An 11,736-nucleotide genomic window follows, 5' to 3' on the forward strand; every position below is an offset into this window, starting at 1 on the left:
GGGTGATTGGCTAGCTGATTTTGAGAGAATCTCAGTATTCTACTGCGGTTCTTCAGGTGGATTGGCTGAATAGGGTAAACCCAGCAAGGCCTTGAGGTGCGCCTCGACTCCACGCCCCAACGTTTCCAGGTTATAGCCGCCTTCGAGTACCGATACCAGGCGGTTATCCGCATAAAGCGTGGCAATTTCCATGGCCAGGTGGGTTATCCAGTGAAAATCCTCGTCTTCAAGACAGATATCAGCCATTGGATCATCCTTGTGCGCATCAAACCCAGCCGAGATCATCACCAGGTCGGGCTTGAATGCATGTAGGGCCGGTAGCCAATGCCGCTCTATGATCCGCCGGAAAGCGGCACTGTCCGTGCCGACTTCAAGCGGCGTGTTGACGACGTTCTGCCATTCGCTGCGCAGGTAACGCCATGGGTAGAAGGGGTATTGAAAGCTGGTACATATAAGAATATTCGGATCATTCTTGAAAATATCGATTGTCCCATTACATTGATGGACATCGAAATCCAATATGGCGATCCGCCTTGCCCCATACTTATCACGCGCGTGTGCCGCGCCCACTGCAACATTGTTATAAAAGCAGAAACCCATGGCATCAGCCGCTTCGGCGTGATGGCCCGGCGGGCGAACGGCACAGAAGACGTTATCCGCCTGGCGTTTGAAGACCTGGTCTACCCCTTTGACGACAGCACCGGCAGCGACGCGGGCTGCCTGTAAACTGTCTGGATTCATCATGGTGTCGCTGTCCAGCGTCACGATACCTTCTTCAGGCACGCATTTATCTAATGCTTGCAAATGACGCCATGGATGAACCCGGGCCAATGCCTCTTGACTTGCTTCCTTGGCATCAAACTGCATGGTTTGCTGCAATACCCCAGCAAGTGACAAACGAGCACGAATAGCCTCTAGACGCAACGGGCTTTCAGGATGTTCCGGCCCCATATGATGCCGCTGGCAATCAGGGTGGGTAAGGTAAGCGGTGATCATTCAAAGGCTCCATTATGACTAAAGTCACCTTAATCGGGATACGCCCTTGCGCGACACTGGCAATAAGTCTTACATAGACATATATATTTTAGGGAGAAATCCACGTGAGCACCCGTTTTCTACATCATTTCTTTGAACCACGTACCGTGGCTGTGTTCGGCGCCTCCGAAAAACCTAATTCTCTTGGTGGCCTGGTATTACGCAATCTACAGGAAGGTGGCTTTAAAGGAGAGGTGTGGGCGGTCAATTTAAAAGGTTACGACAGTGTCTTGGGTCACGTCTGTGTCAAAAGTGTTTCTCAACTGCCGGAAATTCCGGATCTCGCCGTGGTTTGCTCGCCTATCGGAGGGGTTCCCAAGCTGATTAGTCAGCTTGGCCATTTTGGCATCAAGGCGGCGCTAGTGCTTTCCGGGGGAGCCTATCTTGATCGCGATAGCGACAATAAAGGTTCTATTCGGGCGCGCATGCTGAGTGCCGCGCGCGAGTCAGGCATCCGGGTGCTGGGGCCTGAATGCATGGGGTTGATCGTTCCCGGAAAACATCTCAATGCATCCTACTCCAGCCAGCCTGTGAAAGCCGGGCGCGTGGCGTACCTGGGCCAGTCAGGCATGCTGGCCAATGCCATGATCGACTGGGCGGCAGGGAGGGGCGTCGGCTTTTCCCATTTGGTCACCGTGGGTGACAGTGTCGATGTACTGCTTCCCGATATCATCGACTACGTCAATCAATTCTCTCCCGCCAAAGCTATCTTGCTGCATCTGGAACGGGTCAATGATGCCCAGCATTTCATGACCGCGGTGCGTGATGCCTCACGCAATCGCCTGGTGGTGGCGATCAAGAGTGGACGTACACAGGAATCGGATATTTCCGGCATGGCGCCTACGCCGGGTATTGCCAATCGTGACACGGTGTTCGATGCGGCTTTTTCGCGTGCCGGGGTGGTCCGTGTCAATGATTCCGACGAGTTGTTCGATGCACTCGAAACACTGTCGCGCGTAAAGCCGCTACGTGGTGATCGCCTGGCCGTCGTGTCCAACGGTCTGGGGCCGGCCATGCTGGCGATTGATAAATTGATCAGTGCTGGAGGGAAGCTTGCCGAGTTCAGCATTGAAACACGCGATGCCCTGCGCGAAAGCAATGTGGACATGAGCAAGCCCGGTGAAAACCCCGTTGATCTTGGCGGCAACGCCACCCCTGAGCTGTTTGTCGATACGCTGGAAGTGGTGGCGGCCGATCCTAATGTGGATGCGGTGCTTGTCGTTCACGCGCCCACTCGTTTGGCTCCTTCCAAAATCACCGCTGAAGCGCTGATAACCCATCGCAAGCGTTTTCGGCGCAATTTATTGATCAGCTGGATGGGGTTGCAAGAAGCACTGAAGGCACGTCACGAGTGTAATGTGGCAGGTATTCCTACCTATATTTCTCCGGAAAAGGCCGTGAAAGCCTTCATGCATATGGTGGACTATCAACGGGTTCAGGCCTTGTTGCACGAGATTCCCCCCAGCTTGACGTTTACGACCAGCCAGGAAATTCGGGCACGCTGTCGTATATTGATCGAGCGCGCCAAAGAGCAAGGTCGCCAGACATTGACACACTCGGAAACCGCGCAGGTGCTGGAAGCCTACGGCATTCCTGTGGCTCCCAGCCATTATGTTGCCACGCCGGAGGAAGGGCGAAGTGCTGCGGAGAAACTTCCCGGACCAAAAGCGCTAAAAGTAGTGCATGCCGGCAATTGTCGTCCTTATCGTTATCGCAAGCACCCTCACAAGATTTCCGCTGGTTTATTGCAGGATCTGGAAACCCCCGAACAGGTAGCCGATGCAGTGCGTCAGCTAGGCGAGAAGGTGAAAGAAAAGTTTCCCGAGTATGAAATACGCGAATACTGTCTGCAGCCCATGCAACGAGGCAAGCATTCAATGCAGATCTGTGCGGGCATTACCTGTGACCCGGTGTTCGGCCCCCTGATTGTATTTGGTATTGGCGGTTACAAGGTCAATATCCTGGCGGACCGGCAAGTGGCATTACCACCGCTCAACATGAGCCTGGCAGCGGATATGGTAGGACGAACTCACGCATCGTCGTTGATTCGTGAACATTCCGCCGACCCTCAGCGTGACATCGAACGCTTATGCCAGCTGCTGGTCAAGCTGTCGCAGATGTCTTCGGACCTGAGAGAGTTACGTGGGCTTGAGATCAATCCACTGTTGCTGAATCATGACGGTATTCTGGCAGTTGATTTTGCTATGGATTTAGGCACGCCAGCCCGCTTTGCCATCATGCCGTACCCGGAAGACTTGAGAGAGTGGGTCACACTGAAAAATGGCTGGCAAGTGGAGGCGCGGCCTATTCGGGCGGAAGATGCACCGCTGATCACCAATTTTCACCGCCAGCTGTCGGAAGAAAGCATCCGGTTCCGTTACTTTCACAACAAGTCGAATTTGACTCAGCGAGATCTATCGGTACTCTCTCACATCAATTATGACCGCCAGATGGCATTTATTGCTGAGCATCAACGTGATGATGGCAGCAAGGAGATGCTCGGGGTGGTCAGGGTGTGGAATGATCCAGACAATATTCGTACTGAGTTTTCCGTGATCATTCGCGATGACCTTCAAGGGCTGGGTATCGGCAGCCTGTTGATGAAGAAAATGATCGCCTATTGCACCAGCATCGGCACCTTGGAAATGATCGGCAAGATCATGGTGGATAACCATCCCATGCGCGCGCTAATGAAACATCTCGGCTTTCGTTGTCGCTATAACATGGAAGAGCAGGTGATCGATGCCGTGATGCGGTTGAATGAGCCGGAAAGCGAGTGGCAACGCCATCGCTTAGAAAGCCTGCCGGACTGAAAATCCGGCTCATCACGTTTTCAGGGGGCGAGACGAAACCGGTGCCAGGCGCCGGCATCGCGTCTTTCGTAGCGTATGCGGTCGTGCAACCGACTGGGTTGGCCTTGCCAGAATTCGATCATATCCGGGACGACACGATAACCACCCCAATGGATAGGGCGTGGAATGACTTGGCCGTCATAAGCACGCTCGAAACGTTTCTGGCGTTCTTCAATCCAGTTCCTGTCCGGAATCACTACGCTTTGCGTGGCGATCCAGGCTCCTAACTGGCTGGCACGTGGTCGGCTGCTGAAGTATTCATCCGACTCTTCAGCACTAATCGGCTCTACGCTGCCCTCGATTCGTACCTGGCGTGATAACGAAGGCCACCAGAACGTTAGTGCGGCGAAGGGCACGTTCATCAGTTCACTGCCCTTGTGACTATGGTAGTTGGTAAAAAACACCACGCCCTGTTCATCGAAGCCTTTGAGGAGCACCACTCGTGCATGGGGCCTCCCTTGGCTATCTACGCTGGCTAACGTCATGACGTTAGCATCCTGACCCTCGCTTTCCAGCGCCAAGGTAAACCACTCATCGAACAGAATGAATGGATCCTGCGGCATTTTGCCTTCTTCTAGTTGCCCGCCCTCATAATCACGCCTGATATCGGCAATATTGCGAGTCATCAGCTTGTTCTCCTTGACGTTTTCAGTCATGTTCGCCTGTAGGCAAGTAAAGCTCAACCAGTATACGGGGTTGTTTATCCTCGATGGAATCAGCCTGGCTACACTGTCCAACTCAGTTGCACCATCGTCATGTAAGCACCGGTACCTGACATGATGGATAGCAGTGCGTTACGCCGCCAGAGGTGAAATATTGCCACAAGCCCCGCGGCTAGAAACATGGGAAAACCGGTTTCTCCCATGTTTAGTTGCCAATCGACCAAAGGACGAAAATCACGCAAAGCGTAGATGACCAATATCATCATCACCGCCGGAGGAAGGTAGCGTCCCAGATGGAGGACCAGCGGATGCTCTGCCTGCTCGGAAAAAGCAACAAAGGGTAACGCTCGCGTGGCGAAAGTGGCCAATGCACAGGTAATGATCAATAGCCACAAGGGGTCAGTTAGCATGCTCATGAGGCCTCCTGCTTGCCAAATGATAATGTACCAAAAGCAGTAGACTCGCAGAGCCGATGGCGCCTAGTAATAGGTGCTGTTCCGGCAACCATAAAAGTGCACCAAAGCCGGTTCCCAAAGCGATTATAAACGGCAAGGCTTGACGTAAGCGTCTAGCCTGTTCAAGCGTGAGAACAATGAATAATGCCGTCAAGGCAAACTCGATCCCCTGGCTATCGAAAAGCTTGGCCGACCCGATGGCAGCCCCAAGTAAAGTACCTAGTACCCACCATAATTGATTGAGTAGACCTATCCGAAACGCCAGGGCGTGATTAGTCGCATTAGAGCCGCTCTGGCTGGTCAATAAAGAGTAAGTCTCATCGGTGAGAGCGAAAATTAGATAGGGTTTTCGCCAGCCAGCTCCCTGGAAGCGCTTGAGCAAGGAAAGACCGTAGAATACGTGACGGGAGTTGAGCATCAGGGTGGCGACAGTAACTTCTATCATCCCGGCACCTGACGCTAACAGAGCGATAGCCAGAAACTGGCCCGCGCCGGCATAAATCAGTAATGACATTGCCATAGCGGCGTACCAGGGTATTTCCATTTCGACGGCAAGGATCCCGAATGCCGCCCCCAAGGGCAAATAGCCGAACATAACCGGGAGTGTTTGAAGACCCGCTTCACGCCATGCCTGGCTTATCAAGACAGTACTCCTGCGTTCAGCTTTGCTGACGCTGTTGGCGGCTACGAAAACGCGCGTATCCCGTGCAACCAACGAACAAGGCTAACGACACGATGGCTTCTGTCGCTCCCCGCATTCCTTGGCCGGGCAGGGTGGCGACCATGACGCCTTGCATGAAATACAATAAGCTGACAAATGCCAGCCAGGCATGCCCACGTGGTCGGCGACTGATGATGGAGGGTGAAAACAGCAGCAGCGGCAACACAAAGACCAGCATCGGAGCTACATTGATTGTGTCGCTTTGAACGGCAAAACCGCGGTAGACCATCAAGAGGATCAAGGCAACGAAACTGCCCAGCACTAGTTGCCGTGAACGCCAGGTCAATTTATCAAGTCCCTGCTCGGCTTCCAGACCATCCAGCCACTTTCTCATGAAGCCTCCTTGCGCATGCCGTCCAAAGCCAGAGCCAGGCGTGCCAAACGACGTCCTTGAGCGTAGGCAAGTTCATTTTCTTTCTCATCTAGCAAACGGTCACTGCGTTGCCCGGCAAGGTGAGTTGCGCCATAGGGCGTGCCGCCACTTTGTGTCGTAAACAGGGCCGTTTCGCTATAGGGCAGCCCTGCGTAAACCATTCCATGATGCAGCAGTGGGACCAGCATGGTGAGCAGGGTGATTTCCTGCCCACCGTGCAAACTGGACGTTGACGTAAAAGCACCGGCCGGCTTGTCGATCAGCGCTCCATTCATCCATAGATTGCTGGTGGTATCGAGAAAATGCTTGAGCGGTGCAGCCATGTTACCGAAGCGTGTGGGGCTGCCCAAGGCTAGAGCGCTGCAATGGCGCAGATCTTCAAGGTCGGCATACACCGCGCCTTCCTCGGGAATTTCTGGATCCACCGCTTCGCAAGTAGGGGATACCGGCGGCACGGTACGCAAACGTGCCTGAACCCCGGATACGCTTTCCACTCCTTTAGCTAGCTGCCGAGCCATCGAAGCAGTGGCACCAAAGCGTGAGTAATACAGAACAAGTACGTAGGGCGTCGAATCGCTCATTGGCTTTCCTGGCGTCTGGATAAATTTCGCCTATGGTAACTTTTTCCCGTGCTAACTTCTCTCTGTCTTAACTTCTCTCAGTCCTGACGTCTCACAAGCGCAATTGAGCTAGCGGCCACTTGAGTTGATGAAGCGCACTGGTTTCATGTTCAGGAAAGCGGCGATAGACCCACGCCGAAGTACCGTCCTCCAGTTTGAGTTTGTCTCTCTGATAGCGAATACCCAGGCGTTCGTAGCGGTCCAATCGACGCAGCTCATCAGCGGAGACTTCCAGACGTAGTCCTTCGACCTGGGCGTCGTCATCCGCTTTCAAATCCAGCCCTTCGCGACGATAACCTTCCAATACGGCGGGTTCCGGGGTGCCAGTGCTGCCAATGACCAGCCAGCGCACCGGAGCAAAGCGCAATGTGCCATAGACAAAGACGTTATGTTGCCGATTCTCGATGGGCGCCAACGATTCCGGTCGGTCGTAAAACCAGGGGCTGAGCATCGACAGCCATAGCCAGCCGGCCACACCCACTGCCACGAGACCCAGGATTATCAACCCATTTATCCACCAGACGCTTTTTATTGCGTGGTTTTTTCTTTGCTGGTTTTTGATACCCACCTCCATTCATCCACTTTTCGCCCCATTCTGTGGGCCTCGTCATAAGAAAGAAAGGGTTAACCTGGCGGAACGCAGAACAACTGGCCATGTCTGAAATGTCGATAAGCGCGCGCAGTTTTCAGGCTAAACCTCGAAGCGCTTAAGCTATATCGCTGGCTTTGCTAGAATGCCAGTATTCGTCAGCCGGGAGGAATCCGCCATGAACCAACCGCTTCGTGATGACATGGACTTTCGCGCCCTGGTGGGAGAAGTCAAACCGCTGCCCTCGGGCAATCGTGCCGATACGGGCAAGAAACACAGCACACCTTCGGAGGCGCAGCTCGCTCGCCGGGAATGGGCCGAAGAAAATCACGCTGAGAGCAATTTTCTCTCGGATGATTTTGTCGAACTTATTCCACCCTTCGATCCCATGCAGTACTCCCGTAACGGCATTCAGCAAGAGGTGCTCGACCGTTTGCGCCATGGCGGCTATAGCGTCCAGGCACAATTGCACCTGTTGCGCCGCCCGCTGACAGAGTGCAGGCGGCAACTTTTCCCGTTTATTCAGGAGGCTTACGCCCATGACCTGCGCTCGGTGATGATCATCCATGGCCGTGGCAAGGAGATCGATAGCCCTGCTAATGTGTTGCGCTCGTACCTCGCCAAATGGTTGGCTCAATTTGACGAAGTACAAGCGTATACGTCCGCGCAGCCGTCGGAAGGTGGATTGGGCGCCACTTGGGTGATGCTGAAAAAAAGCGAAAGAGCTAAAGCCAATAACCGCGAGCGCCAGCAGAAGCGTCGCGGTTAGGCTGGGTATAGAAGGTCTGGACTTAAGAAGATTCAGTGGCTTTTCAGACGCCGTTCAAACAACGCAGTGCGCTCTTCGACATCGGGTTGATAGCGCACGCTGAAAGCACTCAAGGCGCGTAACGCATCTTCCGGATCCTGATCGTCACGCAGCGCCATCGCATCGAAACCACAGCGACGCATGTAGTCCAGCTGGTCGACCAGCACATCGCCTACCGCGCGAATTTCCCCCTGATAGCCGAAGCGTTCCCGTAATAGCCTTGCTAGGGTGTAACCGCGCCCATCGGTAAAGGCGGGGAAATCCACCGCCAACCTCGGGCTTTGCTTGAGTTGCGCTACAAGCTCAGCCGTCAGTTCCGCATCACTGGTAAGCAAGGGAGCCAGTTCGCTGTCTTCACGATTTTCCTGCCATAGGGTAAGCGGCACGAAAGCGGGAAGTTGCTCGGGCGGTAGCGCCTCAGGGTCATACGATACGGCCCAGGCATTTTCGTCGGCAAGCTCACCCTGACGAATCAGGTGGTGTGCATGGATCAGAGATTCAGGCATAGACACGCTCCTTGAACGGTTTGAGGCCGATACGGCGATAGGTATCCAGGAAGCGTTCTTCTTCATGACGCTGTTCGACGTACACTTTCAGTACCTTGTCGATAACGTCCGGCACGTCTTCGCGGAAAAACGAGGGACCCAGAATCTTGCCAAGGGAGGCATCGTCGGTGGAATTACCCCCGATCGAGATCTGGTAATATTCCTCGCCTTTCTTGTCGACGCCCAGAATGCCGATATGGCCTACGTGGTGGTGGCCACAGGCGTTCATACAACCCGAGATATTGAGATCCAGCGGACCAAGGTCATACAGGAAGTCGAGGTCTTCGAAACGCTCCTGCAATGCCTGAGCGATCGGTATCGACACGGCATTGGCCAGGCCACAGTAATCCCCACCTGGGCAACAGATAATGTCGTTGAGCGTGCCGACGGTGGGGTTGGCCATGCCCAATGCTTCCAGTTCCTTCCAAAGGGCTTCCAGCTCATCCACGGGGACATCAGAGAGCACCAGGTTCTGCTCATGGGTCACACGCACTTCACTGAAACTGTAACGATCGGCCAGGTCAGCCACGGCATTCAGCTGATCGGCGGTGACATCTCCCGGGGCATGCTCCCGACGCTTCAATGACAGCGTGACCGCCTTGTAACCCGGCACCTTATGCTCGGTGACGTTGTTGGTCATGAAGCGGGCAAAGGCCCGGTTTTCGCTGCGCAGGCGAACGCACTCGGCGATGGCTTTTTCTGCCACCGGGCGCCGCGGCGGCTCGGGAAAATGTGATTTAGCGGCTTCCACCGCAGCCTGGTTGAGCGTCTGAGCACCATCCTTGAGATGCACCCATTCTTCTTCCACCCGCCGGCGAAACTCTTCGATTCCCAGCGCCTTGACCAGAATCTTGATGCGCGCCTTAAACTTGTTGTCGCGGCGGCCGAACTGGTTGTAAACCCGCACGCAGGCTTCGAGGTAAGTGAGCAGGTGCTGCCAGGGCAGGTCTTCCTTGACGACATCGCCAATCATGGGTGTGCGACCCAGGCCGCCACCGGCGAGTACCTTGATGCGCAACTCGCCTTGGGCGTTATGCCACAGGCGCAGTCCGATATCGTGAACCTGGATTGCCGCACGGTCTTGCGCTGCCCCGCTCACCGCAATCTTGAATTTGCGTGGCAGATAAGCGAATTCCGGGTGCAGGGTCGACCACTGGCGAATCAGCTCACACCAGGGACGCGGGTCTTCCACTTCATCCTGGGCGATGCCGGCAAACTGGTCGCTGGTGGTATTGCGAATGCAGTTGCCGCTGGTCTGGATCGCATGCATCTGCACCTTGGCCAGGTCGGCCAGAATTTCCGGTACGTCGTCGAGTTCCGGCCAGTTGAGCTGCAGATTCTGACGTGTCGTAAAATGACCATAACCACGGTCGTAGCGCTGGGTGATTTCGGCCAAGGCGCGCAACTGGTAACCGGCTAACATCCCGTAGGGGATCGCAATACGCAGCATGGGCGCATGCTTTTGAATGTACAGACCGTTTTGCAAACGCAGTGGCCGGAATTCTTCTTCACCCAGGCGCCCGGCACGATAACGCGCCATCTGATCGCGAAACTGGGCAACGCGTTCATCAACCAAGGTTTGATCGTGATTGTCGTAACGGTACATTAGGCACGGTCCTGCAAAAACGAAGTGATCGCGTCCAAACGGGACATCGAGGTTCCCATTACTGTAACGCGGGGTTTATATTCTACAAAAGAATATATAATTATTTTTTTATTTCTAATTTGTCTTTAGGCCAGAATTGCTCATCCATCGCTGACTCTGCCAGGCCCATATAAAACCGCTAGAGTTCAATACACGATAAGCTAGCTGAACCCACCAGATACCCAACAGGCCATAGCCCAGTACAACGCCTACCCACCAGGCCAAGGGCAGAAAGATCAGCCACTGCATTCCCAACGTCAGCAGCATGACAGTGCGTTGAGCGCCGGCACCCAGAAGGGCCTGGGCCAGTACCAGGGCGGCTGCATCGAGCACGATCATGACGCCGGTCAACTGCAAGGGCAGGCGCCCCATTTCAATTAGCGCGGCGGAATCGAGAAACAACCCCAGTACCCATTCCGGGATCAGCAACATGGGCAATGCCATCGCTGCAAGGCTCATCCAGGCAACGCGCAGCGCATCCCACCCCCAGCGGTGAGCGTCTTCCCCGGCATCGCGTCCCAGGGCTTCGCCCACCAGACTCATGGCGGCAATGCCTAGCCCGACGCCTGGCAGGATCAGCAGCAAAGAAAGATTCACCAGTATATGGCCCACCGCAACGCTTGCAGTGTCGAGTTGCCCGAGCAACCAGAACAACACCGCATACCCACCTGCGAACCACAGCTGCTGAAAGGAATGCGGCAAGGCTAGCGAAAGCGTTTTCCTTAAGCTGGCTGGTGAGGGTAAGTTCGAAAGAAAGCCATCCTGGCGAGCGCCACGCGAACTTACCCGAACCCACAAGATAAGTCCCAGCAGTAAGGAAAGAGTAGTACCGGCGCCAGCACCTGCCGCTCCCATCTCGGGTAAACCGGCATGGCCGAAGATCAGCCCGATACTGGCAAGCACATTGAAAGCATGCACCACAATGATGATGCGCAGGTAGACGCCGGTTTGCTGCACGCCATTCCAGTAACCGCGAAAGCACAATGTCATGGCGATCGCGATCAAGGAAAGCATCCGCCAGCGAAAATACTCCACCGCTATCGCCTGAACCTCGGGCGTTTGATTGATCAACCCCAGCAACGCCTGTGCCTGCCATATGCCCAGAATGGTCAGCGGCAGTGCCATGCCCGCCGCTAACAGCAAACCGGCACTGAGAGGCAGGGCGCGAGCATCACGTTGATCAGCACTCTGGCTATTCGCCCCGAAACGTTGAGCGGTCTGGGATTGCACGCCGGAAGACAAGCCGAACACCAGGGCAGTAACCATGAACATGGCGTATCCGCCGACGCCCACGCCTGCCAGCGCCACTTCTCCCAATGACCCCACCAGGGCGGCGTCGACAAGATTGAGCACACTTTGAGAGAGCATGCCGATAATGATCGGCATGGCCAGGCGGATGATCCTGCGATGGCGGGCGGCGGCAGGCAGCAC

General features: G+C 54.9%; 12 protein-coding genes. 2 read left to right on the forward strand and 10 right to left on the reverse strand.

Going from position 1 to position 11,736, the window contains the following annotated elements:
* Positions 1-39: 39 nt before the first annotated feature.
* The gene (locus tag LG290_RS08515; protein WP_499834469.1) at positions 40-996 is read right to left on the reverse strand and encodes a histone deacetylase family protein; all 957 of its coding nucleotides are present in this window, start codon (positions 994-996) and stop codon (positions 40-42) included.
* A 104-nt stretch (positions 997-1,100) separates the two neighbouring features.
* Here LG290_RS08515 and LG290_RS08520 point away from each other — a divergent pair, with 104 nt between their 5' ends.
* Positions 1,101-3,848 (forward strand): bifunctional acetate--CoA ligase family protein/GNAT family N-acetyltransferase, encoded by a 2,748-nt coding sequence (locus LG290_RS08520; protein WP_499834470.1) that lies wholly within the window; start codon positions 1,101-1,103, stop codon positions 3,846-3,848.
* A gap of 20 nt (positions 3,849-3,868) precedes the next feature.
* Here LG290_RS08520 and pdxH read toward each other — a convergent pair whose 3' ends face one another.
* The 6 genes from pdxH to LG290_RS08550 all read right to left on the reverse strand — a co-directional run bounded on the left by pdxH (position 3,869) and on the right by LG290_RS08550 (position 7,223).
* Positions 3,869-4,513: a pyridoxamine 5'-phosphate oxidase gene (pdxH, locus tag LG290_RS08525; protein WP_160418547.1), complete on the reverse strand. Its 645-nt coding sequence runs from the start codon at positions 4,511-4,513 to the stop codon at positions 3,869-3,871.
* Positions 4,514-4,611: 98 nt separating this feature from the next.
* Positions 4,612-4,965 carry a branched-chain amino acid transporter permease gene (locus LG290_RS08530; protein ID WP_499834471.1) on the reverse strand — a complete coding sequence of 118 codons (354 nt, stop codon included), beginning with the start codon at positions 4,963-4,965 and terminating at the stop codon, positions 4,612-4,614.
* Entirely contained in the window at positions 4,949-5,647 is a 699-nt protein-coding gene (locus tag LG290_RS08535) for an AzlC family ABC transporter permease (protein WP_499834472.1), read from the reverse strand. The genes LG290_RS08530 and LG290_RS08535 overlap by 17 nt, the downstream gene beginning before the upstream one ends.
* Positions 5,648-5,663: 16 nt before the next feature.
* The gene (locus tag LG290_RS08540; protein ID WP_499834473.1) at positions 5,664-6,059 is read right to left on the reverse strand and encodes a DUF2069 domain-containing protein; all 396 of its coding nucleotides are present in this window, start codon (positions 6,057-6,059) and stop codon (positions 5,664-5,666) included.
* Complete coding sequence (gene wrbA / locus LG290_RS08545) at positions 6,056-6,679, reverse strand: NAD(P)H:quinone oxidoreductase (RefSeq protein WP_499834475.1); 624 nt, start codon at positions 6,677-6,679, stop codon at positions 6,056-6,058. Before wrbA ends, LG290_RS08540 begins: the two co-directional genes overlap by 4 nt.
* 91 nt (positions 6,680-6,770) lie before the next feature.
* Positions 6,771-7,223 carry a gamma-glutamylcyclotransferase family protein gene (locus LG290_RS08550; RefSeq protein ID WP_499834476.1) on the reverse strand — a complete coding sequence of 151 codons (453 nt, stop codon included), beginning with the start codon at positions 7,221-7,223 and terminating at the stop codon, positions 6,771-6,773.
* Positions 7,224-7,485: 262 nt separating this feature from the next.
* Here LG290_RS08550 and smrA point away from each other — a divergent pair, with 262 nt between their 5' ends.
* The gene (smrA, locus tag LG290_RS08555) at positions 7,486-8,076 is read left to right on the forward strand and encodes a DNA endonuclease SmrA (RefSeq protein ID WP_499834477.1); all 591 of its coding nucleotides are present in this window, start codon (positions 7,486-7,488) and stop codon (positions 8,074-8,076) included.
* Between the two features lie 32 nt (positions 8,077-8,108).
* Here the strand turns inward: smrA and LG290_RS08560 are convergent, their stop codons facing one another.
* The 3 genes from LG290_RS08560 to LG290_RS08570 all read right to left on the reverse strand — a co-directional run bounded on the left by LG290_RS08560 (position 8,109) and on the right by LG290_RS08570 (position 11,736).
* The gene (locus tag LG290_RS08560; protein ID WP_499834478.1) at positions 8,109-8,621 is read right to left on the reverse strand and encodes a DUF934 domain-containing protein; all 513 of its coding nucleotides are present in this window, start codon (positions 8,619-8,621) and stop codon (positions 8,109-8,111) included.
* Entirely contained in the window at positions 8,614-10,266 is a 1,653-nt protein-coding gene (locus tag LG290_RS08565; RefSeq protein WP_499834479.1) for a nitrite/sulfite reductase, read from the reverse strand. The genes LG290_RS08560 and LG290_RS08565 overlap by 8 nt, the downstream gene beginning before the upstream one ends.
* 114 nt (positions 10,267-10,380) lie before the next feature.
* Entirely contained in the window at positions 10,381-11,736 is a 1,356-nt protein-coding gene (locus LG290_RS08570) for an MATE family efflux transporter (RefSeq protein ID WP_499834480.1), read from the reverse strand.

The organism is Halomonas sediminis (assembly GCF_044871105.1).
GTDB classification, from domain to species: domain Bacteria; phylum Pseudomonadota; class Gammaproteobacteria; order Pseudomonadales; family Halomonadaceae; genus Vreelandella; species Vreelandella zhuhanensis.

Coding starts and splice junctions, on each gene's coding strand:
- LG290_RS08515 (WP_499834469.1), bottom strand. CDS start 996: ATGATCACCGCTTACCTTACCCACCCTGATTGCCAGCGGCATCATATG.
- pdxH (WP_160418547.1), bottom strand. CDS start 4,513: ATGACTCGCAATATTGCCGATATCAGGCGTGATTATGAGGGCGGGCAA.
- LG290_RS08530 (WP_499834471.1), bottom strand. CDS start 4,965: ATGAGCATGCTAACTGACCCCTTGTGGCTATTGATCATTACCTGTGCA.
- LG290_RS08540 (WP_499834473.1), bottom strand. CDS start 6,059: ATGAGAAAGTGGCTGGATGGTCTGGAAGCCGAGCAGGGACTTGATAAA.
- wrbA (WP_499834475.1), bottom strand. CDS start 6,679: ATGAGCGATTCGACGCCCTACGTACTTGTTCTGTATTACTCACGCTTT.
- smrA (WP_499834477.1), top strand. CDS start 7,486: ATGAACCAACCGCTTCGTGATGACATGGACTTTCGCGCCCTGGTGGGA.
- LG290_RS08560 (WP_499834478.1), bottom strand. CDS start 8,621: ATGCCTGAATCTCTGATCCATGCACACCACCTGATTCGTCAGGGTGAG.
- LG290_RS08565 (WP_499834479.1), bottom strand. CDS start 10,266: ATGTACCGTTACGACAATCACGATCAAACCTTGGTTGATGAACGCGTT.